Origin of the sequence: Pseudomonas zanjanensis, from assembly GCF_014268745.2 — a bacterium.
GTDB lineage: Bacteria > Pseudomonadota > Gammaproteobacteria > Pseudomonadales > Pseudomonadaceae > Aquipseudomonas > Aquipseudomonas zanjanensis.
The window spans coordinates 2,453,854-2,479,489 of record NZ_JABWRB020000001.1; the positions used below are offsets into that span (position 1 = coordinate 2,453,854).

Below are 25,636 nucleotides of genomic sequence, written 5' to 3' on the forward strand. Positions count from 1 at the left end.
TCAGTTCTCCTCGATATCAGTCGGCAGTGGACGCGGCAAATCATCGCCACTGGAACCGTCGAGCCAATCGACCTTGACCATCTTGCGCACCACGACGAATTCGTCGCGGTTGCAACCGACCGTGCCGTAATAGTTGAAGCCGTAGGCCTGTTGGGCGTAGCCGCCGATCATGTGGGTGGGCTTGAGCACCACGCGGGTCACCGAGTTGTGGTGGCCGCCACGGGTCTTGGTGGTTTCCGAACCCGGCACGTTCACGATCCGTTCCTGGGCGTGGTACATCATCACCATGCCTTCCTTGACCCGCTGGCTGACCACCGCCCGGGCGGTCAGCGCGCCGTTGGCGTTGAAGCATTCGATCCAGTCGTTGTCCTCGATCCCGGCACGCTTGGCGTCGATCTCCGAGAGCCAGACAATCGGTCCACCACGGCTCAAGGTCAGCATCAACAGGTTGTCGCTGTAGGTGCTGTGGATGCCCCACTTCTGGTGCGGGGTGATCCAGTTCAGGACGATCTCGGTCTCGCCATTGCTGCGCTTGCCCTTCACGCCTTCGATGGTGCGGGTGTTGACCGGCGGCCGATAACTCATCAGTTGCTCGCCGAACGCCTGCATCCACGGGTGATCCTGGTAGAACTGCTGGCGGCCGGTGATGGTGCGCCATGGGATCGACTCATGGACGTTGGTGTAGCCGGCGTTGTAGCTCACGTGATCGTCTTCCAGGCCGGACCAGGTCGGGCTGGAGATGATCTTGCGCGGCTGGGCCTGGATGTCGCGGAAGCGAATCGCCTCGTGCTCCTTCGATACCGCAAGGTGGCTGTGGTCGATACCGGTGAATTCCGACAATGCTGCCCAGGCTTTCACCGCGACATGGCCGTTGGTTTCCGGGGCCAGGGACAGGATCACTTCGGCGGCGTCGATGGCGCTGTCGATTTTTGGCCGGCCTTGGCTGATGCCCGCGTCGACTTCCTTGTGGTTCAGCTCACCGAGGAATTTCACTTCGGTGTCGGTGTTCCAGTTGATGCCCTTGCCGCCGTTGCCGAGTTTTTCCAGCATCGGGCCCAGGGAGGTGAACTGCTTGTAGATGTTCGGGTAGTCACGCTCGACCACTTGCAGGTTTGGCGCATTCTTGCCCGGTTGCGGGGCCACGCCGGCGCTCTTCCAGTCGGTGCCGCCAAACGGCTGGGCCAGTTCGCCGACGCTGTCGTGCATCAACGGTACGGTGACCAGGTCTTTCTCGACGCCGAGGTGACCGACCGACATGGCCGAGAACGCCTTGGCGATGCCTTTGTAGATTTCCCAGTCCGAACGTGATTCCCAGGCCGGATCGATGGCGGCCGACAGTGGGTGAATGAACGGGTGCATGTCCGAGGTGTTCATGTCGTCTTTTTCGTACCAGGTGGCGGTCGGCAAGACGATGTCGGAATACACGCAGGTCGAGGACATGCGGAAGTCCAGGGTGGTCACCAGGTCGAGCTTGCCAATGGCGCCCTCGTCGACCCATTCGGCTTCGGTGGGCTTGCACTCGGTGCTATGGCCGATGTCTTCGTTCATCACGCCGTTCTTGGTACCGAGCAGGTACTTGAGCATGTACTCGTGGCCCTTGCCCGAAGACCCGAGCAGGTTGGAACGCCAGATGAACATGTTGCGCGGGAAGTTCACTGGGCTGTCCGGCTGCTCGCAGGCAAAACGCAAGGAACCGTCCTGCAGCGACTTGACCACGTAGTCCTTCGGATCAAGGCCGGCGGCGGCGGCATCGCGGCAGATATTCAGCGGGTTGGTGTTGAGCTGTGGCGCGCTGGGCAACCAACCGGCGCGTTCGGCGCGGATGTTGTAGTCCAGGGCGTGCTCGGGGAACTGCGACTTGTCCGCCAAGGGCGAGAGCACATCGTGCATGCTCATCTTCTCGTGGCGCCATTGCGAACTGTGGCCGTAGAAGAAGCTGGTGCCGTTCATCTGCCGTGGCGGACGGTTCCAGTCCAGGCCAAAGGCCAGGGGCAGCCAGCCGCATTGCGGACGGAGTTTTTCCTGGCCAACGTAGTGGGCCCAGCCGCCGCCGGTCTGGCCGACGCAACCGCAGAGCATGAGCATGTTGATCAGCCCACGGTAGTTCATGTCCATGTGGTACCAGTGGTTCATCGCCGCACCGACGATGATCATCGAGCGTCCACGGGTCTTGTCGGCGTTGTCGGCGAACTCGCGGGCGATCTGGATCGCCTTCTCGCGGCTCACACCGGTGATCTGCTCCTGCCAGGCCGGGGTGCCGGGCACCGAGGCGTCGTCATAGTCCTTGGCAACGTTGGCGCCGCCCAGGCCACGGTCGATCGCCAGGTTGGCCGCCGACAGGTCGAACACCGTGGCGACTTTCGCTACGCTGCCATCGGCCAGCACCACGCTGTGCACCGGCACCCGCCGGAACTGCACCGCGTCGCCGGCCACGTGCTGGAAGTACTCCTGGGCTTCGCCAGCGAAGTACGGGAACGCCACCTCGGCGACATCGCCGCCGATCAGGCTCAGCTTGAGGTCGATCTCACGTCCCTCACCGCCTTCACGGGGCAGGATGTTCCACTTGCCCTTCTCACCCCAGCGATAACCGATGGAGCCTTGTGGCGACACCAGTTCGCCGGCGGCATCCAGGGCGATGGTTTTCCATTCCGGGTTGTTGTCCTGGCCGAGGTTGTCGGTCAGGTCGCTGGCCCGCAGGAAACGGTCCGGCTGGTAACCGGCGCCCGGCGCTGCGCCGAGCATCGGCTTGAGCATCACCAGCACCGGCAGGTCGGTGTAGCGCTTGGCGTATTCGGTGAAATAGGCGCTCGGCTTGTCCAGGTGGAACTCTTTGAAGATCACATGGTTAAAGGCCTGGGCCAGCGCGGCGTCGGTGCCCTGCTTGGGGTTGAGCCACAGGTCGGTGAGCTTGGCGACTTCCGAATAGTCCGGGGTAATCGCCACGGTCTTGGTGCCCTTGTAGCGCACCTCGGTGAAGAAGTGCGCGTCGGGTGTACGGGTCTGCGGGACGTTGGAGCCCCAGGCAATGATGTAGTTGGAGTTGTACCAGTCGGCCGATTCCGGCACGTCGGTCTGCTCGCCCCAGACCATCGGCGACGCTGGCGGCAAGTCGCAGTACCAGTCGTAGAAGCTCAGGCACACGCCACCGATCAGCGACAGGTAGCGCGAGCCGGCGGCGTAACTGACCATCGACATGGCCGGGATCGGCGAGAAGCCCACCACCCGGTCCGGGCCGTGTTCCTTGACGGTGTAGACGTTGGCCGCGGCAATGATCTCGTTGACTTCTTCCCAGTTGGAACGAATGAAGCCGCCCATGCCGCGCTTGCTCTTGTACGAGTCGGCCTTGGCCTTGTTCTCGACGATGCTGGCCCAGGCTTCCACCGGCGGCAAGGTCTGCCGGGCTTCGCGCCAGAGCTTGAGCAACGGCTTGCGGATCTTCGGGTACTTGAGCCGATTGGCGCTGTAGATGTACCAGCTGTAGCTCGCGCCACGAGGGCAGCCGCGTGGCTCGTGGTTAGGCAAGTCGTTGCGGGTGCGCGGGTAGTCGGTCTGCTGGGTTTCCCAGGTGATCAGGCCGTTCTTGACGTAGATTTTCCACGAGCACGAACCGGTGCAGTTCACTCCATGGGTGGAACGCACGATCTTGTCGTACTGCCAGCGGGAACGGTAGACGTTTTCCCAGTCGCGGGACTCCTTGCGGGTCTCGCCGTGGCCGTCTGAAAACTCGCCTTGCTTGCGGTTGAAGAACCGCAGTTGATCCAGTAAATGACTCACAATGTCTTCCTCTCAGGCTTGCTCCGCGGGGTCTGCGCCCCGCCCACGCAATAGTTGAATTCGTCTAGCAGGGGGTCGCCGCGCCTTTGCGCGCGTACCACCACCAGGTCACCACGATGCAGCTCAGGTAGAAGCCGACGAACATGTAGAAGGCCATCTCCGGGCCGCCGGTCAGGGCCATCGAAGTGCCGAAGGATTTGGGGATGAAGAAGGCTCCGAAGGCGCCCATGGCCGAGCTGAAGCCCAGCACGGCAGCCGATTCCTTGCCGGCATTCTTCAGGGCCTGCTCGCGCTGCTCGGGCTTTTTGCCCAGGGCGGCTTTCTCATGCAGGGTGCGGAAGATCACCGGGATCATGCGGAAGGTCGAACCGTTGCCCACGCCGGTGGTGATGAACAGCAACATGAACATGCCCAGGAACCCGTAGAAGCTGCCGCCCTCGCCGCCCTTAGGCAGAAAGTGCAAGACGCCGAACACCATCACGATCATCAACACGAAGTTCCACAGGGTGACTTTCGCACCGCCGAGCTTGTCCGCCAGCCAGCCGCCCAGCGGCCGCACCAAGGCGCCTACCAGCGGGCCGAGGAAGGCGAATTTCAGGGCGATGACTTCTGGGAATGAGGTCTTGATCAGCAGCGGGAACGCGGCGGAGAAACCGATGAAGGAGCCGAAGGTCGCCAGGTACAGCCAGCACATCAGCCAGTTGTGCTTGCGCTTGAAAATCACCGCCTGTTCGCTGAACGAAGCCCGGGCGCTGGACAAATCGTTCATGCCGAACCAGGCAATCACGGTCACGGCGAGGATGAACGGCACCCAGATGAAACCGGCGTTCTGCAACCACAGCGAGCTGCCATCGGCCAGCACTTGGGGTTGGCCGCCCATGAAGCCGAACACACCGAAGGAAATCACCAGCGGCACGCTGAACTGCATCACCGACACACCCAGGTTGCCCAGCCCGGCGTTCAGGCCCAGGGCGGTGCCCTGTTGGGATTTCGGGTAGAAGAAGCTGATGTTGGACATGCTCGAGGCGAAGTTGCCGCCGCCGAAACCGCAGAGCAATGCGATCAGCACGAACACGCTATAAGGCGTGGCCGAATCCTGCACCGCGAAGCCCATCCACAAGGCCGGTATCAGCAACGATGCGGTGCTCAGCGCGGTCCAACGACGGCCACCGAAGATCGGCACCATGAACGAGTAGAAGATGCGCAAGGTCGCGCCAGACAGCCCCGGCAGCGCCGCCAGCCAGAACAGCTGGTCGGTGCTGAAGCTGAAGCCGATGGCGTTCAGGCGCACGATCACCGTGCTCCAGACCATCCACACGGCGAAGGCCAACAGCAGCGCCGGGATGGAGATCCACAGGTTGCGCCGGGCGGTCAGTTTGCCGCTGCGGCCCCAGAAAGCCGGGTCTTCCGGGCGCCAGTCATGAATGACCGGGCCCTTTTCAGGCGTTTGCAGAACGGACATGTTCTTCTCCTTGGGCAATGCTGGAAAACGGGGATTGGCTGGCCGGCGGTTGTTTACCCAGCAGCGGGCGCTTGCGCACTTCGCTCAGGTACATCCAGATCAACGAGACCCAGACCACGCCGTACAGCAACATGAAGCAGGACGAGCGCACGCCGGTGAGGTCCACCAGGGCGCCAAACATGATCGGCAGCACGAAACCACCCAGGCCGCCGGCCAGGCCGACGATGCCGGACACCGCGCCCATGTTCTGCGGGTAGTCGTTGGCGATGTACTTGAAGACCGAGGCCTTGCCGAACGCGAAGGCGATGCCCATCACGAACAGCAGCACGGTGAACAGCGTGGCGTTGAGGCCGATGTGAAAATCAACGATGCCGTTGACGGTTTGCACTTGCAGCTGGGTTTGCGGATAGGACAGCAGGAACAGGCAGATCCAACTCACCCACAGCACCCACCAGGTCACGCTCTGGGCGCCCCAACGGTCGGACATCCAGCCACCGACGGCCCGCAGCACGCCACCGGGCAAGGAAAAACACGCCGCCAACAGCGCCGCGCTTTGCAGGCTGAAGCCGTATTCCTGCACGTAGTACTTGGTCATCCACAACGCCAAGGCCACGTAGCCGCCGAACACGATCGAGTAGTACTGGCAGTAGCGCCACACCGCAGGATCTTTCAGTGACTTGAGTTGCTCACGCAACGTGGCGCCGCCGGCACTGCGGTGTTCTTTTTTCTCGGCGGTGAGAAACCAGAACAGTAATGCCGTGATGAACAGGATCGCGCTGAACACCTTCGGCACCAGGTGCCAGGTTCCGAACGCGATCAGCGCCGGGGCGAGGAACTTGGTCACCGCCGCACCGGCGTTGCCCGCACCGAACACGCCCATGGCGAAACCCTGGTTCTGCTTATCGAACCATTTGGCGACGTAGGCGATGCCCACCGAGAACGAGCCGCCGGCCAGGCCGACGAACAGGCCCAGCACCAGGAACTGCCAATAGGCCGTGGCGAGGGTGATCAGGTACAGCGGCAACACGCAGGCGAGCATCAGCAGGAAGAACACGATCCGTCCGCCAAAGCGGTCGGTCAGAAGCCCCAGGGGCAAACGTACCAGAGAACCGGTGAGTACCGGCGTGGCGGCCAACAGGCCAAATTGGGTTTCGTTGAGGGCCAGCAATTCCTTGATCGGAACGCCGAGCACGGCAAACATCATCCAGACCATGAAGCACACGGTGAAGGCCAAGGTACTCATCCCTAGTACCAGCCCTTGTTGCACTTGTGCTCGCATTACGAGGCACTCCGTCAGTTCGATGAGCGCAGCCTAGTGATACGAACCCTGCGAAAACTTGACCTGGGTCAACGTGCCCCGGGGCGGTACAGGCCTATGCTTGGCCCGTCTACCTCCAAGGAGGTAGTCCTGGATATCGATCAAACCCTTTGTTTATCAATATCTTGATGACGTTGGCCGAGGCTTTTATGGAAACGGAACGGCCGACAACTCTTTAGAGGTAGTGCGCCCAGGATCGGCTGCTACACCCCCAGGTCCAGGGCGCCCGCTATGCTCGCTTCAACGTTTTGCCCCGCAGGCCCGCGTCAATGATGCGTTGGCTGCGCAGTTCCCTGCCCGCTCGCGCCGGGCTGGCGGTGATCCTGATCGCCATCCTGGCCCTGGCCAGTTCATTGAGCGCCGGCTTGATCGCCTGGTTCAGCCAGGGCGACGCTGCCGCCATCAACACCGCCGGTTCCGTGCGCATGGAAACCTACCACCTGAGCTGGAAACTGGCGGCTGGGGCCAACGACGACATCCCGGCGATCATCGCCAGCCTGCAACAACGCCTCGACAGCCCGGCCCTGCGCGCCGTGCTGGAAGACGGGCCGGAAACCTCCTTGCACAAGAGCTATCGCGACCTCATGCAGCGCTGGAACCAGACCTTGCGTCCGGCCATCGAACGTGGCGATTCAGCATTCTTCCAAAGCAGCGCCAGCTCTTTCGTGGAGCAGCTGGACCAGTTCGTCACCCTGCTGCAACGCCAGAGCGAACACAAACAAGGCTGGCAGCAGGCGATCCAGGGCATCGCACTGTTCAGCACCATGATCATCCTGCTGATCGGCCTGTATGAGTTGCAGTACGGCGTGGTCACCCCCTTGCAGGAACTGGTGGACGCCACCCAGCGCTTTCGTCGTGGCGAATTCCAGGTGCGGGTCAACCATCAGTCCGAGGATGAACTGGGTCAGTTGGCGACCAGTTTCAACACCATGGCCGAGACCATCGAGCAGTCCCACCGCACCCTGGAAGCCCAGGTGCAACAAAAGACCCTGAACCTGCAACAGGCCAATGCCGCCCTCGAATTGCTCTACCAGAGCAGTCGCAGCCTGGCGACGCGCCAGGCCAATGCCGAAGGCCTGGATGAATTGATCCGACGCTTCCAGCAGCGCCTGCCCGGCCTGCGCCTGACGTTGTGCCTGCAAGGACAATTGCAGGCCCCGGCCAAGCACCTGCTGGCCTTGCACGGCGCCGCCAGCCGCCAGGTTTGCGCCAGCAGCGATTGCGCCAGTTGCCACAAACACAACGCCGCGCGCCCACAGGCCTTCAGCATCAGCAACCAGGGCACCGAACTGGGTGAGCTCAAGGCGCATTTCGTCGATGGCCACGCGGCGCAACCCTGGGAAACCGCGTTGATCCAGGCCCTGGCCAACCTGATCGGCACCTCGCTGTCCCTCAAGCGCCAGCGCGAACAGGACCATCGCCTGCTGCTGCTCGACGAGCGCACGATCATCGCCCGGGAGCTGCACGACTCCCTGGCCCAGGCCTTGTCGTACATGAAGCTGCAAGTCAGCCGCATGCAGACCCTGATGCGTCGCGGCGAACCGGTGCAGACCCTGGAGACTGTCACCGGCGAGCTGCGCGAGGGGCTGAACAACGCTTATCGGCAATTGCGCGAGCTGCTCACCACCTTCCGCCTGCAGATTCGTGATGACGGCCTGGTCCAGGAACTCAAGGACACCGCCGAGGAATTCTCCAACCGCGGGGATTTCCAGGTGCACCTGTTCATCGACACCCTGGCCTTCGAGCTGTCGGCCAGCGAACAGATCCACATCCTGCAGATCACCCGCGAGGCCCTGTCCAACTGCCTGCGCCATGCCCATGCCGAAAACGCCTGGCTCGAACTGCGCCAGGAAGGCGAGACCGTGCGGTTGTCGATCGAAGACGATGGCCGTGGTTTCAGCGGAGAGGTCGACCAGCGCGAGCACCATGGCCTGAACATCATGAACGAACGGGCCCGCAGCCTGCACGGCCAACTGCAGATTCATTCACGTACACCCCAGGGCACCCGTATCCAGGTGCATTTCCAACCGGAATTCCTGGGCCACCCCACCGAAGGCCTCGCGACATGAACGCCCCCCTGCGCCACACCCTGCTCCTGGTCGACGATCACCCGATGATGCGTCGCGGCATTCGTCAGATGCTTGAGCTTGAAGACGATTTGCACATCGTCGGCGAAGCCAGCCACGGCGAAGAAGCCCTGAGCCTGATCGAACCGCTCCAGCCCGACCTGGTGCTGCTGGACAACAACATGCCGCAGATGAACGGCATCGAGACCCTGCGCCGCCTGCGCGCCATGCACTACACCGGCAAGGTGCTGCTGTTCACCGTGTCCGATGCCGAGGACGACATCCGCGATGCCCTGCGCCTGGACGCCAACGGCTACTTGCTCAAGGACATGGAACCGGAGCTGCTGATCCAGTACATCCGCGACGCCCTCAACGGCGCCCTGGTGATCAGCCCCGGCCTGACCCGCGTCATGGCCCAGGCCCTGCGCTCGCCACCGCGCCAGGCCGACGTGGAACTGACCGAACGCGAACGCCAGGTCCTCAAGACCATCGCCGGCGGCTACAGCAACAAGGTCATCGGCCACAAGCTGGGCATCACTGAAGGCACGGTCAAGGTCCATGTGAAGAACCTGCTGCACAAGCTCGGCTTGCGTTCGCGGGTGGAAGCGGCGGTGTGGGCGATGGAGCATTTGCGCGGGGCGGGCTAGCCCTGGTTGGGGGCCATGAATAAACACACAACCTGTGGCGAGGGAGCTTGCTCCCGCTGGGGCGCGCAGCGGCCCTGTTTTTTTGGGGCCTGCTACGCAGCCCAGCGGGAGCAAGCTCCCTCGCCACAGGATCTGTGTTCTGCAGGCATTGATTTGACTGGCATGGCCGCTCCCCCTCCCTCTTCCGAGGTAGGCCTGCCGAGGCATAGGCCGACTGCGATTTGGGCTCTACCATGACGGCACGCGGAGGTACGCCATGCTGACCCACCCTTCCATCGTTTTACTGTTGCGTCGTCATCACCTGTTCAGCCAATTGCCGGAGCGGGTATTCGAGGACGTCTGCAACCTGGCCGTGCTCAAGCGCCTGGCCTGCAACAGCACGCTCATGCACCAGGGCGATCCGGCCAAGCGTTTTTTCTTGCTGGTCAGCGGCCAGATCAAGCTGTTCCGGGTCACCGGTGAGGGCCAGGAGAACCTGGTGGAAATCATCCAGCCCGGCCAGACCTTTGCCGAGGCCCTGCTGTTCAGCCAGGCCCGTTGCTACCCGGTCAGTGCGTCGGCGATCAAGGACAGCGTGCTGGTGAGTATCGAGGGCACGCATTATCGCAAGGCCCTGGAGGACCAGCCCAAGGTTTGCCTGGCGATCCTGGCGAGCATGAGTATCCATTTGCACCAGCGGCTCAAGGATATCGATAACTTGACCTTGGCCAGTGCCAGTCGGCGGGTGATCAATTTCCTGTTGCAGGAGCGAGATCCAAGGGATGGCCAGGTGGTGTTGCAGGTGTCGAAGCGGCTGGTGGCTTCCAAGCTGGGGATTCAGCCGGAAACGTTTTCGCGGATTCTTCATCGGTTGGTGGATGGGGGGTTGATTGCTATGGAGCGGCGGCAGATTCGTATCTTGTCCGAAGGTGATTTGGAGGCTTATCAGCAGTAAGCTCGGTGTGTATATCCGTTTCTTCCGGTCGTACCCCCATCAACATCTGTGGGAGCAAAGCTTGCTCGCGATAGCGGTGGTTCAGTCAATGAAGATGTCGGATGTGCCGGCCTCTTCGCGAGCAGGCTCGCTCCCACAGGGGTTCTGTGTTGGATATAAAGTTTGTGCTCACTGAAGACCGAATGTGGGAGCGAGCTTGCTCGCGATAGCGGTGGTTCAGTCAATGAAGATGTTGGATGCGCCGGCCTCTTCGCGAGCAGGCTCGCTCCCACAGGGGATCCATCCCTAACCCACATCAATCAAGGCAATCACCCGAGAAAACACCAATTCCATCTCGGGCTCACCGCAATCCACCCCAAACCGCTTCCGCAACCCCAGCTGACTCAGAATCACATGCACATCCGCCAGCAATTCATGCTGCCGCAAACAAGCCCGGACGCACTGCAACGAACAACCATCCAACGCAATGATCCGCCGCCCTGAGCGCGCCTTGTCAACCAGCGGCGCCACACCCCCGCCCACCCCGACAATGCAGGACATCTCAGCCAGCCCCGCACGATCCAGCCGCAGCGCAACGGTATTGGCCAGTTGCGCCACATTGGAACAACCGGAACACGAATACACCAAGGGAAGCGCGTTCGAAGCTTTCATCAGACCGCCGCCAACCCCTTCCCCGCCCTTTCCAGATTGCGCCAAAGCCACGGCGGCAACACCTCCGGATCAAGACTGTCGATCAAATTCTTCAACGCCAGCCCCAACTCGGTATCTCCCTCGATCACCAACCGGCGACGGAAGAACAACGTATCCGGATCCTCCTGACGGCTGGCCAGCAACAGGAACTCGCGCCAGTTGCCGCTGATGGTGACCTGGGCCTCGGCCCGTTCGGCGATGCGCAATCCATCCCGGGCCAGGGTCAGGTACCAGCATAACTTCAGGTCAGGCACGCGCAGGCACAACCAACGCCCACGCAGTACATCGAAACCACCGTCGCGCAGCGGCTCGGCCAGGCAGCGATTGAGCGCCTGCTGCAACGCCAGTCGCTGCACCACGAACGGCACCTTGCCCACCAGCGGCAGCAAGCGATCAGCACCTTTGAGCACCCACTTCTTCGGACTCAACACAGGCCCGCCTCCTCTACCTTCAACATGCCGGCATGGCCGTGCCAGTAACCATTGCATCCTTCCACGAACAACGGCGGTGCTTCGCCCTGGCGAACCTTGTCGAAAGCCGTGACCACTTCGGCCATGCCCTGGGCGCGCGGGCTCAGGCGCAGGACGTCGGCACCACAGGCCTGCAGCGCGGTGTAATCGGCCAGCAGGTTCGTGACCTCGCCGGACATCGTCTGGATGCCGTTGAGGGTGAACAACTGTTGGCCTTCCTGGCTGCTCAATGCCAGGCCGTCGGGGTAGTTGATGCAGCAGAACTGGCAGTCGTCCTTGGGTCGGTTCTCGGCCCGGGCGGTAAAGCAGCGCGCCGAGTACGCCAAGGGCAGATGACCATAGGAAAAAATCTCCACTTCGGGCACTTCACGGCCCATGTCCCGCACTTGCTCCAGCACGTCGCCGATCAGCGCCGCCGAGCACTCCACGGGCGGCACCCAGCGGATCATGCCGCTGTCGAGCAATTGCCCCAGGGCGTGGCCGTTGTACAAGTTCAGCGCCGGGCCGCCAACGAAAGGCAGCTTGCGTTCGGCCATGAACTGCACTGCGCCCATGTCGTTGGCTTCTACCAACAATTGGCCGTTGTCACACAGGCGTCGCAGCGAAGAAAGCTCCGAGGCCGCTTCGATCAGCGTCAGGCTCGACAACACAATCTGTGCCTGGCCGCACGCTTGCAGCTCGCGCGCCAACCCCAGCCACTGATCCAGGGAGAACGCCCGGCGTTTCGAACACACGGTTTCCCCCAGGTAAATCACGTCCAGCGGCAAGGCCGACATCTCGGCGTAGAAATTCCCCAGTTGCGCTTTGTCCCAGTAAAACAGGACCGGTCCCAGGCTGAGTTTCATCTGGCCTCCTTCATTGCCATGATCGATGGTAGGCACCCAGGGTGGTCTGGCTGCCTTCGGACAAACCGGCCAACACCTGGCGCCATTCTTCCCGCACGCGGAACCGTTGCGGCGCGGCCTGGTGGGCGTCCAGTGCGGCGCGCCAGACCCGGGTCACTTGCTCGACGTAGGCCGGGCTGCGTTGGCGCCCTTCGATCTTCACCGCTTCAACGCCGATGGCCGTCAGTTCCGGCAGCAGGTCGAGGGTGTCGAGGCTGGTGGGTTCTTCCAGGGCGTGGAAACGCTTGCCGCCGACCAGGAAGCGGCCTTTGCACAGGGTCGGATAACCGGCCGGTTCTTCAGGGGTGTAGCGGTCGATCAGAACTTCGCTCAAGCGCGCGCTCAAGCCTTGGGCGTCTTCGCTCCAGCGTACGGCCTTGGCGGGCGAACAGACGCCGCACAGGTTCGGCGATTCGCCGGTGATGTAGGAAGACAAATGACAACGGCCCTCGGCCATGATGCACAGGCTGCCGAAGCCGAAGACTTCGATCGGCACTGGGCTGCCCGCCGCCACCTGCCGCACCTGGGCCAGGGACAGCACCCGCGGCAGTACCGCACGGCGGATGTCGTAGCGCTGGGCGTAAAAAGCCAGGGCGGCTGCGTGTGTGGCCGAGCCCTGTACGGAAAGGTGCAGCGCCAACCGAGGATGGCGCTGGCTGGCGTAGCTGAGCACGCCGGGGTCGGCGGCGATCAGGGCATCCACGCCGAAATCGGCGGCACGGTCCACGGCCCGTTGCCAGCGCTCCCAGCCCTTGGGTTGCGGGTAGGTATTGACCGCCACGTACAGCTTGCGTTGGTGTTGGCGGATATGTGCGACTGCCGCATCGAACTGTTTGTCGTCCATGTTCAGCCCGGCGAAGTGCCGGGCATTGGTGTCATCGCGAAAGCCAACATAGACGGCATCGGCGCCTTGGCGCACCGCCGCTTTGAGGGCAGGCAGATTCCCTGCCGGGCAAACCAGTTGCATGGGGCAACCTCGTGAGAAAACTAAGGGCGCCGCCAGTCTAGCCAGCCAGCCGGCGGCGACCTTGACGGCAATCAATTGCCGTCAATGCATCAGGCTCGCGAACGGCAGGTACAGCACCCGGTCGTGCTTGTGCACCAGCGCCTCACGCTCGACCACAGCCAGGCCATCGGCCCAACAGGCGGCGGTCAGCATCGCTGAACTTTGCTGGGGATGCAGTTCGATACACAACTGGCCGTCGATGCCTGCAACCAATCGGGCTCGCAGGTATTGCCGGCGACGGTTGCGCTTGAGCCAGTCGAACCCGGCCGGTACCTGCAACGGCACCGGCAGGACATCGTTCATGCCCTGGGCCCGGAACAGGAACGGCCGCACGACGATCAGCGCGGTAATCAATGCCGCCGACGGGTTGCCTGGCAGTCCTATCCAAGGCTTGCCTTCCACATCGCCAAAGGCCAGGGGCTTGCCCGGCTGGATCGCCAGGCGCCAGAGGTCAATGCTGCCCAAGGTTTCGATAGCGTGCTTGAGGTGATCCTCTTCACCCACCGAGACACCGCCCGAGGTGATCAGCACATCGCATTCGGCTGCGGCCAGGCGCAATGCCTGTCGACTGGCCAATAGCCGATCGGGCATGACCCCGAAGTCATGCACCTCGACACCCCAGCCGCGCAACAGCGCGGCGAGGCTGTGGCGATTGCTGTTGTAGATCTGTCCTGGCGCCAGTGGCTCGCCCGGTTCGCGGAGCTCATCGCCGCTGCTGAGCAAGCCCACTTGCAAGGGGCGATAAACGTCCACCTGGCCGACGCCGGCACCGGCGAGCAAACCCAACTCCTGGGCGCGCAAGCGCGTACCGGCTTCGAGCAGCCGGTCGCCTCGACGCAGTTCCTCGCCTTCCTTGCGAACATGGTCACCGCCGTTGACCGACGGCAACCAGACTCGCTCGCCATCGACGCGACAGCTTTCCTGTGGCACCACCGTGTCGGCGCCCGATGGCAGCGGCGCGCCGGTAAAAATCCGCACGACCTGCCCGGCCTGCAACGCTTCGCCCGGCTGGTCACCGGCGGCGATGCGCCCGGCCAACAGCAGGTGGCCGCCCTCCACCGGCAGGTCGGCGGCTCGCAGGGCATAGCCGTCCATCGCGCTGTTGTCCCAGGCCGGCAGGTTCATAGGGCAGATAATGTCAGCGGCCAGCACGCGCGCCAGGGCCTGGTCCAGGGCGACCCGTTGCACGGGCGGTGGCGGCGGTGCCTGGTCCAGCAGATGCCGGATCGCTTCATCCACCGGCATCAGCACCCCGCTGTCGCACACCCGGCCGCTCACGAGCGTGTCTCGCAAGCCGTTGGGGCGATGCCGTCCTGGGGCTTGAGGTGCGGGGTGAAATTGCACGGGCCGGTGCGGCTGTCCAATTGCCCGGCGAGGATCTGCTCCCAACCGGTCCGACAAGCTCCCGGCGAACCTGGCAAGCAACACACCAGCACACCGTTGCTCATGCCCGCCAAGGCGCGCGACTGCAAGGTGGACATGCCGATTTCCGCCAGCGACACCTGGCGGAACAACTCGCCGAAACCGTCCACTTGCTTGTCCAGCAGTGGCGCCACCGCTTGGGGGGTGTTGTCACGCGGGGTGAAACCGGTGCCACCGGTCATCAACACCACCTGCACCTTGGGGTCGGCGATCCATTGGGAGACCTGGGCGCGGATCTGGTAGATATCGTCCTTCACCAGCCCCCGGTCAATGAGCGCGTGCCCAGCGGTTTGCAGCAGGTCCGCCAGGGTCTGGCCCGAGGTGTCAGTGTCAAAGGTGCGGGTGTCGCTGATGGTGAGGACCGCGATGTTCAGCGGTTGAAAGTGGCGTTGCGTCAGATGGGCCATGATCAGCCGTCCTGTCAGAAAAGATGGCCCAGCCTGAACCGCAATCGTTGCCGGGCCTATTCCTCCTTGGAGGTACCTCCCTTGGCGTCAGGGTGCCAGGCGGCTGCGCTGCCAGGCGCCATCCTGCAGGCGGTAGTCGAGGCGATCGTGCAAACGGTCGGCGCGGCCCTGCCAGAACTCCAGCCGCTGCGGTTGCAGGCAATAGCCGCCCCAATGCCCAGGGCGCCGCACAGGCTGATCGGCGAAGCGTCGTTCAGTCTGCGTGAGCAAGGTTTCCAGCGCGGCCCGATCCGGCAATGGACGGCTTTGTGGCGACGCCCAGGCCCCCAGGCGACTGCCTACGGAACGGGATTCGAAATAGGCATCCGACAGCGCAGGATCAAGCTTGTGGACCGGCCCTTCGATGCGTACTTGCCGTTCCAGCCCCGGCCAGAAAAACGTCATGGCGGCCCAGGGATTGGCCGCCAGGTCCTGGCCCTTGAGGCTGTCGTAGTTGCCGAAAAACGAGAAACCCTGGACGTCGAACCCCTTGAGCAACAACACCCGGCAGTGAGGCCGGCCCTGGGCGTCCACCGTCGCCAGGGCCATGGCGTTGGCTTCCACGGGTGGACTTTCGGTATCGCGGGCCTGTTGCATCCAGAGCGCGAACAGGGCCAGGGGATCGTCCGATGCCTGGGCTTCGTCCAGGCCATCGCGGGTGTACTGGCGGCGCATCTTGGCCAGGGAAAGAGGCATGAGGGGGATCTCCACTGTGGTTTTGGGCCAGTGTGGAGTCGACTGCGGTGGCGGGCCTTGATCGTTGTCAATGCGGGCTCTTGCGGTGAATGTGCCGGCCTCTTCGCGAGCAAGCCCGCTCCCACAGGGGATTGGGGGGATCAGGAAACTGAAGACGATCGCAGATCCAATGTGGGAGCGGGCTTGCTCGCGAAGGCGGCAACCCGGTCTGCCGCTACTTGAGCCCCAACCGCCGCGCCAGCTTATGCAAGTTGCTCGGGTCAACCTCCAACAACCGCGCCGCCCCCGCCCAGTTCTGCCCGCAACGTTCCAAGGCCTTGAGGATCGCCTGGCGCTGGCAACCATCGACCGCCTCGCTCAAGGGCTGCACGGGCGCTTCCAACGCTTGCAGGGCCTGTTCCGGCAGCGTCTGTGCAGAGCTGCTGCTGGCATTGACATCCAGGTCCAGCACCTGCGGCTCCAGGGTCATGATCAGGCTGCGACTGGCGCCACGACTCAGTTGCTTCAACGCCGCGCGGCTGATGACATGCTCCAGCTCCCGCACATTGCCGGGCCAGCTGTACGCCAGCAACGCCTGTTCGGCCGCCGGTGACAGGCGCAAGCCACGCAAGCCCAGGCGCGTGCGGTTCAGTTCGAGAAAGTGCCCGGCCAGCATCAACACATCGTGGCCGCGCTCACGCAGCGGCGGGATCGGCACCGGGTAGACCGAGAGCCGGTGATACAGGTCGGCGCGAAACAGCCCATCGCGAATGCTGTCGGGCAAATGCCGGTTGGTGGCGGCGATGATCCGCACATCGACGTGCAGCGGCTTGTCCGCACCCAGGCGCTGGATCTCGCCGTTCTGCAAGGTGCGCAGCAACTTGGCCTGCACGCTCAACGGCAACTCACCGACCTCATCGAGAAACAGCGTGCCGCCATTGGCCGCATCGAAGCGTCCGGCGCGGTCGGTGGTCGCCCCGGAAAACGCGCCTTTGACGTGGCCGAACAACTCGCTTTCGGCCAGGGACTCGGGCAACGCCGCGCAGTTGACCTGCACCAATGGCTTATGACCGCGCCGGGACAGGCGATGCAGCCGCCGGGCGAACAACTCCTTGCCCACGCCAGTCTCACCCAGCAACAGCACCGGCAATTCGGAATCGGCCAGCACATCCAGCTCGTTGAGCAATTGCTGCAAGCCTTCGCTGCGCCCAAGGATCTCACCCTCCTCGGCTGGCAGGCGCAGGTCGGCCGGGTCGCTGCGCGATGCCCGCAGGCTACGGTTTTCCTGTTCGAGACGGGTGACGCGCACCGCCGCCTCGATCTGCAACGTACAACGCTTGAGTTCCTCCCGGGCGCGGCTGTCGAAGGTGCCGGCGTGCAGCGCATCCAGGGTGATCGCGCCCCAGAGCCGGCCTTCCACGTACAGGCTCACGCCCATGCAGTCATGCACCGGCAGCGGCTCGCCGACGTGGTGGTCGAGCAAGCCGTCATACGGATCGGGCAAACGGCTGTCCGGCTCGAACCAAGTGGGTTCGCGCGAGGCCATGATCGCCGCCAGGCGCGGATGTTGGGCGATCACGAAACGCCGGCCCAGCGCTTCGTGGACCAGGCCCACGGTAGCCACGGGCCTGAGGCTGTCGTCGTCCAGGCGCAGCAGCCCCACGGCGCCACTGTTGAAGTACTCGCGCAGGGTCTGCACCAGGCGCTGCAATCGCACCGCATTGGGCAGCTCGACGATCAGGTCGGCGGCCAGGCTTTCACGCAGCATGGTAGTGATGACCCTCCAGGGTTCGTTTGACCCTTCATAGTCAGGGTGACAATCACCCTGTCAATAATTTAGTGCTTTGTTTTCAATCAGTTGAATCTGGCATGCCGGCTGCAAAGAAGCGCTCATCTGTCCCTCCCGGGATTCAACCCAAGGAAACATGATGAACCTCGATCTGCTGGAACAAAGCCTCGGCCAACTGGCCTGCGACATTCCTGGTGCAACCCGTACCTTCCATCATTACAACCTCGACTTCTGTTGCGGTGGGCAAAAATCCTTGCGCGAAGCGGCGCTGGGCAAAGGCTTAAATCCGTTGCTGATCGCCGACGCCCTCAGCACCCTGCAAGCGGCCGGGGAGCTGGGCCATGACTGGCGCAACGAGCCCCAGGCATTGTTGATCGCCCATATCCTGGAACGCTACCACGCGCGTCATCGCGAACAACTGCCGGAACTGATCCGCCTGGCCCGGCGCGTCGAGACGGTCCATGGCGCCCGGGCCAGTTGCCCCAACGGCCTGGCCGATCACTTGCAGGACATGTATCAGGAACTCGAAGGCCACATGCTCAAGGAGGAACAGGTGCTGTTCCCGATGCTGCAACAAGGCCTGGGCGAACGCGCCTCGGCGCCGATCCAGGTACTGCGCTACGAACACGACCAGCACGGCGACGCCCTGGAAACCATGCTGGCCCTGACCGACCAGATCACCCCACCCTCCGACGCCTGCAACACCTGGCGCGCCCTGTACCGCGGGCTGGTGGAGTTTCGTGATGACCTGATGCAGCACATCCATCTGGAGAACAATGTGTTGTTCGTCAATGCGATGAAGGCTGCTCACTAACCTCAAACAGCACACCACACCTGTGGGAGCGGGCTTGCTCGCGAAGGCGGCGTGTCAGTCAACATCAATACTGACTGATCCACCGTCTTCGCGAGCAAGCCCGCTCCCACAGAGGTTCAGTGCTGTCTCTTCTGCTCAAAACTGCCAATAGAACATCGCCTTCGCCAACACCACGATCAGCACCATGTGCCCCAGGATACCGCGCCGCAGCCAGCAGGCGCGGCTGGGTGTCAGGCGTCCGCTCTTGAGCCAGTACGCCAGCCACAGGTAGTGCCCGATGATGCTCAGCGCCAACAGAATCTTCAGGCTCAGCAACAGACCGAAGCTGTTGCTCCACGGCTGGCTCAATGCGCCGCGATGCTGCCAGGCCAGGGCCATGCCGGCGCCGTACAACACCAGCACCACGCCATGCAGCACATGCCGCGAGCGCTGGGCGATCGCCTGGTCAGCGCCGTCCCTGACGATCTGCGTCAAAGGCCCGCGCGCGGCATGCCAGATGAACACCTCGAAAAACAGCGTGCCAATGAAGGCGATGGCCGCCAACAGGTGCGTGACCAGCAAGACCCCGTACATTATCGATTCCCTCTGCCCAACCGGCTCATCCCGGATGCCCATCCACCCGGGCCTTCAACAGCATCGGCCCATAGCGCCAGGCGTAGAGACCGAACGCCAACGTCCAGCACAGCGCCGCCAGCCACAGCCCGGCCAACGGCAACAGCAGCACCAACAGCACGCGGCTCAGGCACGCCAGGTTCAGCAGGATGAATGCCAGGGTCATGCCCGCCGGTGGCTCCAGGGGGCGCCCGGTATGGCCCAGGCTGACACGGGCAATCATCGCCAGGATCAAACCGGCCATGGCGCCGATGGTCAGGCTGTGCACCGCCAGGCTCGGGCTCACCGGCACACCGAAATGCCACAGCGCCATGCCCAGGCAGGCCACCGCCAGCCAAGCGTAGGCCAGGTGCAACGACCACAGCAGTGGCACCCTCCACAAATTCCGATCATGCCAACGCACCAGTCGAATCCCGTGCCCCGCCGCCAACGCGGCGAACAACAGGCCAACCCAGACGCTGGCCGCCAGAGCCGGGCCGAAGGCATACAACAACGCCACCAGCGCCGCACCCGCCAGCAACAGGCGATCGAGCCACGGCCAAGGGGCCACGCCTTCGACCCGACCGAGGCCGCGCTGGGTAAAGAATGGAATCACGCGGCCGCCAATCAAGCCCATCATGGCCGCCACCAGCCACAGGCCGGTGAGCACGCTCTGGCGCTGCAAGCCCTCGTTGTGCTGCACCAGGCCGTACACGGATAACCCGTCGGCGGCGGCCAACAGCAGCAACACCAGCACAATCGGGTAATTGCGCTTCTGCCGCACGCGCCACAACATCACGCCCATCAACACCGCGACCGCCAGGGCAAAACCCAACTCCAGCAGCGCCAGCAACGGCCAAGGCGCATCGACCAGCCAGGCGAGCCGCGCGCCCAGCCACAACAACGCCAGCGTTGCCAGGCGCTTGCCGCTGAGCCCCGGGATGCCGGTCCAGGTTTGCACCGCGGTCAGCAGGAACCCGGCGATGATCGCCAAGCCGAAACCGAATAACAGCTCATGCCGGTGCCAGGCCAACCAGCCGCCGGCCGGCTGCCAGGCCGACAACCGCCCGGTAAACGCCGCGAGCCAGAAAGGAACGGCCAACAACGCCAACACACAACCGGCCAGAAAAAACGGCCGAAACGCCAGGCGCCACAGCGGCGCGATGGCCATGGCCTTGCGACGGTCAAGCACTTGCATACACCACTCCTTTGCCTCGCCAGACAGCCAGCGAGGGACGACAAACCAGGGTTCGAATGATCGGCTATCGACGCCGGCCGGCCTTGTCTCAGATCAAGCCAGCGCATCGGCGACCTCCCGTCTCGAACAGGCACTTGCAAGGGGCTTGCCGAAGTGGGTCAGTGTTGGAGTTCAGTAATGCTGTTCAATAGACCTGTGGCGAGGGAGCTTGCTCCCGCTGGGCCGCGAAGCGGCCCCTAAAGCCGCCAAATGCAGAGCATCAGACACTCCGCACCCGCCGATTTACGACTGCTTCGCAGCCGAGCGGGAGCAAGCTCCCTCGCCACAGGCCCATCATTTTTCATGTGTACCGCATGGTGCTCCCACAGGGACTGTAGCTGAACGGGGTATTTAAGACCCTTTCGCGGTTATTTTTACCCTATTGACCCAGGGTCATTTCTACCCTACCCAGCCCCAACGCCCCATGAATCAAAGCCCCCAAGCCTGGCCCGGCTCTTGCTCAGGCACGGCATCACCTTTCTTTGCCGGGGTCCTCCATGAAATCCGTCGTCCTGCCGCTCACCTGGTTCGTCGTGCTCACCTGCGTCGTGGCGCTTGCCAGCGGCCTGTCCCTGAGCCTGGTCTGACCCCGATCACCTCTTTCGCCTTTACAAGGATTCCACGCCATGGTGCTCCACCGCGTCCATCACCAGATTCTGCGCAGCCATCATCTGTTCGAGCCGTTGAACGAAGAACAGCTCGACGAATTGATGAGCAACAGCCAACTGCTGAGCATCGACAGGGGCGATCCGCTGTTCCGTCAGGGAGAGCCGGCGCAGGCGTTTTACTTCGTGATTTCCGGCGCGGTGAAAATCTACCGGCTAACCCCGGACGGCCAGGAAAAAGTCTTCGAAGTGATTGGCGAGCGCCAGACCTTCGCCGAAGCCATGATGTTGATGGACACGCCCAACTACGTCGCGTCCGCCGAAGCCGTCGGCCCGACCCAGCTATATCGGCTGTCCAACGCCACCTACATGCGTCTGCTGCAAAGCAACAGCCGGCTGACCTTCGCCCTGCTCGGCAAGCTCTGCGTGCGTTTGCACCAACGGGTCAACGAGATTGAAACCCTGTCGCTGAAAAACGCCACGCACCGCGTGGTGCGCTATCTGTTGACGCAACTGGTGCGCCTGCAAACCGTCGACAGTCAGTTCGAACTGCCGATGGCCAAGCAGTTGATCGCCGGGCACTTGTCCATCCAGCCGGAAACCTTTTCACGGATCATCCGGCGCCTGATCGATGAAAAGATCATCACCCAGGACGGTCGCCAGATCGCCATTCTCGATCGCCTGCGCCTGGAGCAATTCGAATGAGCACGCAGCCCACCTGCCTGTATTGCCAACAGGTCCATCACGCCGATGCAAGCGAATGTCGCCAGTGCGGCATGCCCCTGCCCGCCGAAGCAGCGACGGCCGGCGAGCGCAGGCTGCGGCGCTTCACCTGGTTCTGTGTCGGCTTGACGATCTTCTGCATCGTCATGTTCTTCTGGCTGCCTCGCAGCATCGCCTGAACCCTCAATCCTGAGTCAATTGCCGGTACAACTGCGGTAGACGCAGCGGCAGTTGCTCGGGCTGGCGAATCAAGGTGTAGCCGTTGGCCCCGAACATGTACGGCAGGTAATCCCCCGCTTCGCGGTCGATGGTGATGCAGAACGGCGTCAACCCTTGGCGCCGGGCTTCCAGCACTGCCTGGCGGGTGTCTTCCACACCGTAGCGTCCTTCGTAAAGGTCCAGGTCGTTGGGCTTGCCGTCACTGAGCAGCAACAACAATTTGCGTTGGCGCTTGCAGCCCGCCAACCGTTGCGTGGCCTGGCGAATCGCTGCGCCCATGCGCGTGTAGTAACCGGGCTTGAGGCCCTGGATCCGTCCGCGGGTGTGATCGTCGTAGCGCTGGTTGAAGGCCTTGAGTTCATGCAGGCGCACCTGCTGGCGACGCAGGGACGAGAACCCGTACAACGCGAAGTCATCCCCCAGCACCGACAGAGTTTCACCGAACAGCAACAGGCTGTCGCGGATCACGTCGATCACCCGGTGCTCGTCATTGAGGTGGGCATCGGTGGACATCGACAGGTCGGCCAGCAGCAGGCAGGCCAGGTCGCGGCGAGTCTGGCGCTGGTCCATGAACAGTCCGCGTTCGCTGCATTGGCCATGTTGGCGCTCGACGTGAAAATCCAGCCAGGCTTGCAGGTCCAGTTCCGAGCCTTGGGTTTGCTGGCGCAACCATTGGCGGTCGTTGCGCAAGTGTTCGAACTGGCGACGCAGGCGCTGGGCCGAGCTTCGCAAGCGTGCCGGCAGCGGCTGCGGCTGACAATCGCGGGGGGTGAACGTTTGCAGGCTGACGAAGTCGTCCTGCAGGCGTTGCTTGCGATAATCCCATTCCGGCAACAGGATGCCCGCGCCCAACGGGATGTCGTCCACATCGGCCGGAGGCAGGTCCAGGTGCAGCTTCAAGCCACCGCCCTTGCGCACGCGGGTGCGGGAAAGCGTCAACTGATCCAAGTCCTCGGCGACGCGAGCGGCGTCCGGGTCTTCGCGGTCATCCGCCCAGCGATCCAGGTCGACATGTTCGGTCCAGCTGAACAGGTTTTCCAGGCGCACGATCAGCAGGCCACCGTCACGGCTGGTGTCATCGATTCGCTCGGCGCGCTTGCGGCCGCCCTGTTGTTCGCCGGGCGGTGTCGCCAGGTATTGCTCGGACTCCTCGAGGTTGGCGGCCTGGGGATTGGCCAGGTGTTGGGGTGGGTAGAGCCACAGTGGCAACGGCCAGGCGGCCCGCTCGCTGCGGGGAAAATGTTCGACGCTGCCCGGTTCGCGCAAGGCTTGGCACAACGCCCGCTCCAAAGCGGCTTCGGCCGGGTTGAGCGTCGCCGGATCGGGGCGCAGGGACAGGTGCGCGTCCACCAGTCGCCGGTAGCGCGGGCGCAGCGCCGGGTAGCGCTTCAACACCGCCAGGGTCCAGCGCTGATTGTCCCGACCCCAATGCTTCATCGGTCCCGACTGCGCGGCCAGCAAGGCCAGCCAGCGATACAACTCTTGGTTGAGCTCGACATCGGGGAACGCCGCCAGGCTCGCCGGCAAGCGCAGATTGTCGCCGTCGCACCAGGCCAGGGGCACTTGCTTGCAGGTGCCGGCGATCTGCTGCATCAGGTTGCGCCGCAGCAGCAGGTCGCGGTCACTGACCGCTTCCAGCCCCAGGTGCGGCGCACCGCCGGTGGCCCGAAACAACACCTGCAGCGAGCGTTGCCGCGGGACCAGTTCGACCCGTGCCTCCGGAAAATCGGCGCTGGCCCGGCGGGTGATGAAACGGTGCCAGACACTGCCGACCCATTCTTCCAGCTCCAGGGTGAATGCCATGGTTACTCTCCTATCAACCCATTGCAGTGAAGAGACTGGCTCATACTGCTTTTGTGGCGAGGGAGCTTGCTCCCGCTTGGGTGCGAAGCGCCCGTCAAAAAGGGTCTGCTGCGCAGCCCAGCGGGAGCAAGCTCCCTCGCCACAAAAGCTCTCTCGCCACGAGTTCAGCGGTGGCCTTTCAAGAAGGCACCACCGCCGCCGGTGCACGCAGGGCCGCGCGGCCACGTTGACGGAAGCTGAACAGGTAGCAGAGCAGCCCGGCCAGGAACCCGACGCCGCTGACCAGTCGCGCCCAGAACAGCGGCTTCAGATGATCCATCGTCGCCATGAACGGCAAGGCACTGCCATCCTCCATCCAACGTTGCAACCAGACCTGGACGACACCGGCCGCGGTGAGGAACAAGGTGATCATCACCATCGACAGGGTCATCAACCAGAAGCCCCAGATCTCCAGCCGCTGGGAACGTTCGTCCGCCGCTTCGCCCAAGCCGCGCAAGCGTGGCATGGCGTAGCTGATCAGCGTCATCACGATCATCGCGTAGGCACCGTAGAAGGCCAGGTGACCGTGGGCCGCGGTCAGTTGCGAACCGTGGGTGTAGTAGTTGACCGGCGCCAGGGTGTGCAGGAAACCCCAGACCCCTGCGCCGAAGAACGCGGTGACGGTGGTGCCCTTGGCCCACAAGGTCGCGGCGCGGTTCGGGTGATGCCGACGGCGGTTTTTTACCATGCTGAAAGCGAAGACCACCATCGCCAGGAACGGCAGCGGTTCCATCGCCGAGAAGATCGAACCGACCCACAGCCAGACCTCCGGCGCGCCGATCCAGAAGAAGTGGTGACCGGTGCCGATGATGCCGGTGATCAGTGCCATGGCGATGATCACGTAGAGCCATTTTTCCACCACTTCCCGGTCCACGCCGGTGATCTTGATCAGGACGAAGGCAAGCATCGAACCCATGATCAATTCCCAGACGCCTTCCACCCAAAGATGCACCACCCACCACCAGTAGAACTTGTCGCGGGCGAGGTTTTCCGGGTTGTAGAAGGAGAACAGGAAGAACACCGCCAGGCCGATCAGGCCGGTCATCATCACCATGCTGACGGTGGTCTTGCGACCTTTGAGCAAGGTCATGCCGATGTTGTAGAGGAACCCCAGGCACACCACGACGATGCCCATCTTGGTGATCGTCGGCTGCTCCAGGAACTCCCGCCCCATGGTCGGCAGCAAGTCGTTGCCGGTGAACTTCGCCAGCGTCGCATAAGGTACCGAGAGGTAGCCCAGGATCGTCGCCACGCCTGCGGCGGCGAATACCCAGAACAGCAACAGTGCCAGTTTCGGGCTGTGCAGTTCGCGATCGGCCTCCTCCGGGATCAGGTAATACGCCGCGCCCATGAAGCCGAACAGCAGCCAGACGATCAGCAGGTTGGTGTGGACCATGCGGGCCACGTTGAAAGGGATCAGCGGGAACAGGAAGTCGCCGACCACGTATTGCAAGCCCATGATCAAACCGAACAGCACCTGCCCGAGGAACAGCATCAGGGCAAACACGAAGTAGGGTTTGGCGACGGCCTGCGAGGCGAATTTCAGATGCGGATTAGCCATGCTCATCTCTCAGCCCTCCTTGTTTGGCGGCCAGCCATTGGTGTTGATTTTCGAGCTCCACTTGAGGAACTCGGCGATGTCGTCGACCTCCTGCTCGCTCAGGTTGAACTGCGGCATGGCACGACGACCCGGAACGTTCAGCGGCTGCATTTTCATCCAGGCCTGCAGGAACGGCTTGAAGGCTTCATCGCCGCCGCGACGGTTGACCACGTTGCCCAGCTCCGGCGCGAAATACGCGCCCTCGCCCAGCAGGGTATGGCAGCCGATGCAGTTGTTGCGCTCCCAGACGCCCTTGCCGCGTATCACCGATTCCGTCAATTGCGCCTGGTTGCTGCGTTCGGGAAAGGTCTGTTCCGTGTGGTAGGTCAGGGCCAGGAATATCAGGAAGAAGAAGATGCTTCCCCCGAAGTAAATATTCCTGGCCATGCCTTTGGTGAAGGTATCTGACATGGTCACTTCCT

Annotated in this window: 22 protein-coding genes; 6 read left to right on the forward strand and 16 right to left on the reverse strand. The window is 63.1% G+C overall.

The genetic code is table 11. The features are described from left to right. From HU715_RS10210 to HU715_RS10220, 3 genes are all read right to left on the reverse strand, one after another. Complete coding sequence (locus tag HU715_RS10210; RefSeq protein ID WP_186705784.1) at nucleotides 1-3,774, reverse strand: nitrate reductase subunit alpha; 3,774 nt, start codon at nucleotides 3,772-3,774, stop codon at nucleotides 1-3. Nucleotides 3,775-3,838: 64 nt separating this feature from the next. Further along, nucleotides 3,839-5,236, reverse strand: coding sequence for a NarK family nitrate/nitrite MFS transporter (locus HU715_RS10215; RefSeq protein WP_186705783.1), 1,398 nt, complete (start codon nucleotides 5,234-5,236; stop codon nucleotides 3,839-3,841). Then, nucleotides 5,214-6,515, reverse strand: a complete 1,302-nt coding sequence (locus HU715_RS10220; protein ID WP_186705782.1) for an MFS transporter — start codon at nucleotides 6,513-6,515, stop codon at nucleotides 5,214-5,216. The genes HU715_RS10215 and HU715_RS10220 overlap by 23 nt, the downstream gene beginning before the upstream one ends. A gap of 308 nt (nucleotides 6,516-6,823) precedes the next feature. On the opposite strand from HU715_RS10220, the gene HU715_RS10225 reads away from it, so the two are divergent. The 3 genes from HU715_RS10225 (at nucleotide 6,824) to HU715_RS10235 (ending at nucleotide 10,201) form a co-directional block, all read left to right on the forward strand. Beyond that, nucleotides 6,824-8,623 (forward strand): HAMP domain-containing protein, encoded by a 1,800-nt coding sequence (locus tag HU715_RS10225; protein ID WP_186705781.1) that lies wholly within the window; start codon nucleotides 6,824-6,826, stop codon nucleotides 8,621-8,623. Next, the gene (gene narL, locus HU715_RS10230; RefSeq protein WP_186705780.1) at nucleotides 8,620-9,267 is read left to right on the forward strand and encodes a two-component system response regulator NarL; all 648 of its coding nucleotides are present in this window, start codon (nucleotides 8,620-8,622) and stop codon (nucleotides 9,265-9,267) included. The genes HU715_RS10225 and narL overlap by 4 nt, the downstream gene beginning before the upstream one ends. A gap of 256 nt (nucleotides 9,268-9,523) precedes the next feature. Continuing rightward, nucleotides 9,524-10,201, forward strand: coding sequence for a Crp/Fnr family transcriptional regulator (locus tag HU715_RS10235; protein ID WP_186705779.1), 678 nt, complete (start codon nucleotides 9,524-9,526; stop codon nucleotides 10,199-10,201). 285 nt (nucleotides 10,202-10,486) lie between these two features. On the opposite strand, the gene HU715_RS10240 is transcribed toward HU715_RS10235, so the two are convergent. From HU715_RS10240 to norR, 8 genes are all read right to left on the reverse strand, one after another. Then, nucleotides 10,487-10,852 carry a putative zinc-binding protein gene (locus HU715_RS10240; RefSeq protein WP_186705778.1) on the reverse strand — a complete coding sequence of 122 codons (366 nt, stop codon included), beginning with the start codon at nucleotides 10,850-10,852 and terminating at the stop codon, nucleotides 10,487-10,489. Further along, nucleotides 10,852-11,322, reverse strand: a complete 471-nt coding sequence (ubiT, locus tag HU715_RS10245) for a ubiquinone anaerobic biosynthesis accessory factor UbiT (protein ID WP_092347921.1) — start codon at nucleotides 11,320-11,322, stop codon at nucleotides 10,852-10,854. Before ubiT ends, HU715_RS10240 begins: the two co-directional genes overlap by 1 nt. After that, the gene (locus tag HU715_RS10250; RefSeq protein WP_186705777.1) at nucleotides 11,316-12,206 is read right to left on the reverse strand and encodes a U32 family peptidase; all 891 of its coding nucleotides are present in this window, start codon (nucleotides 12,204-12,206) and stop codon (nucleotides 11,316-11,318) included. The genes ubiT and HU715_RS10250 overlap by 7 nt, the downstream gene beginning before the upstream one ends. Before the next feature lie 10 nt (nucleotides 12,207-12,216). After that, nucleotides 12,217-13,212, reverse strand: coding sequence for a ubiquinone anaerobic biosynthesis protein UbiU (ubiU, locus tag HU715_RS10255; RefSeq protein WP_053119545.1), 996 nt, complete (start codon nucleotides 13,210-13,212; stop codon nucleotides 12,217-12,219). A gap of 81 nt (nucleotides 13,213-13,293) precedes the next feature. Continuing rightward, nucleotides 13,294-14,529: a molybdopterin molybdotransferase MoeA gene (locus HU715_RS10260; RefSeq protein WP_186705776.1), complete on the reverse strand. Its 1,236-nt coding sequence runs from the start codon at nucleotides 14,527-14,529 to the stop codon at nucleotides 13,294-13,296. Beyond that, the gene (gene moaB, locus HU715_RS10265) at nucleotides 14,526-15,080 is read right to left on the reverse strand and encodes a molybdenum cofactor biosynthesis protein B (RefSeq protein WP_186705775.1); all 555 of its coding nucleotides are present in this window, start codon (nucleotides 15,078-15,080) and stop codon (nucleotides 14,526-14,528) included. Before moaB ends, HU715_RS10260 begins: the two co-directional genes overlap by 4 nt. Nucleotides 15,081-15,167: 87 nt before the next feature. After that, the gene (gene pdxH, locus HU715_RS10270) at nucleotides 15,168-15,815 is read right to left on the reverse strand and encodes a pyridoxamine 5'-phosphate oxidase (RefSeq protein WP_186705774.1); all 648 of its coding nucleotides are present in this window, start codon (nucleotides 15,813-15,815) and stop codon (nucleotides 15,168-15,170) included. A 214-nt stretch (nucleotides 15,816-16,029) separates the two neighbouring features. Next, entirely contained in the window at nucleotides 16,030-17,562 is a 1,533-nt protein-coding gene (norR, locus tag HU715_RS10275; RefSeq protein WP_186705773.1) for a nitric oxide reductase transcriptional regulator NorR, read from the reverse strand. Between the two features lie 160 nt (nucleotides 17,563-17,722). On the opposite strand from norR, the gene ytfE reads away from it, so the two are divergent. Further along, nucleotides 17,723-18,397: an iron-sulfur cluster repair protein YtfE gene (ytfE, locus tag HU715_RS10280; protein ID WP_186705772.1), complete on the forward strand. Its 675-nt coding sequence runs from the start codon at nucleotides 17,723-17,725 to the stop codon at nucleotides 18,395-18,397. Nucleotides 18,398-18,532: 135 nt separating this feature from the next. Here ytfE and HU715_RS10285 read toward each other — a convergent pair whose 3' ends face one another. Then, nucleotides 18,533-18,970: a hypothetical protein gene (locus HU715_RS10285; RefSeq protein ID WP_186705771.1), complete on the reverse strand. Its 438-nt coding sequence runs from the start codon at nucleotides 18,968-18,970 to the stop codon at nucleotides 18,533-18,535. 25 nt (nucleotides 18,971-18,995) lie between these two features. Beyond that, a complete protein-coding gene (locus HU715_RS10290) occupies nucleotides 18,996-20,186 on the reverse strand; it encodes an NnrS family protein (RefSeq protein WP_186705770.1) in 1,191 nt (396 codons plus the stop codon). Nucleotides 20,187-20,851: 665 nt separating this feature from the next. Here HU715_RS10290 and HU715_RS10295 point away from each other — a divergent pair. Together HU715_RS10295 and HU715_RS10300 are read left to right on the forward strand one after the other, a co-directional pair. Beyond that, the gene (locus tag HU715_RS10295; RefSeq protein ID WP_186705769.1) at nucleotides 20,852-21,535 is read left to right on the forward strand and encodes a Crp/Fnr family transcriptional regulator; all 684 of its coding nucleotides are present in this window, start codon (nucleotides 20,852-20,854) and stop codon (nucleotides 21,533-21,535) included. Continuing rightward, nucleotides 21,532-21,732: a protein DnrP gene (locus HU715_RS10300; protein WP_186705768.1), complete on the forward strand. Its 201-nt coding sequence runs from the start codon at nucleotides 21,532-21,534 to the stop codon at nucleotides 21,730-21,732. Before HU715_RS10295 ends, HU715_RS10300 begins: the two co-directional genes overlap by 4 nt. 4 nt (nucleotides 21,733-21,736) lie before the next feature. Here HU715_RS10300 and HU715_RS10305 read toward each other — a convergent pair whose 3' ends face one another. The 3 genes from HU715_RS10305 to HU715_RS10315 all read right to left on the reverse strand — a co-directional run bounded on the left by HU715_RS10305 (nucleotide 21,737) and on the right by HU715_RS10315 (nucleotide 25,625). Beyond that, entirely contained in the window at nucleotides 21,737-23,575 is a 1,839-nt protein-coding gene (locus HU715_RS10305) for a nitric oxide reductase activation protein NorD (protein ID WP_186705767.1), read from the reverse strand. 178 nt (nucleotides 23,576-23,753) lie between these two features. Further along, complete coding sequence (locus HU715_RS10310; protein ID WP_186705766.1) at nucleotides 23,754-25,181, reverse strand: cbb3-type cytochrome c oxidase subunit I; 1,428 nt, start codon at nucleotides 25,179-25,181, stop codon at nucleotides 23,754-23,756. Between the two features lie 3 nt (nucleotides 25,182-25,184). Continuing rightward, complete coding sequence (locus HU715_RS10315) at nucleotides 25,185-25,625, reverse strand: c-type cytochrome (protein WP_003202495.1); 441 nt, start codon at nucleotides 25,623-25,625, stop codon at nucleotides 25,185-25,187. Nucleotides 25,626-25,636: the final 11 nt, after the last annotated feature.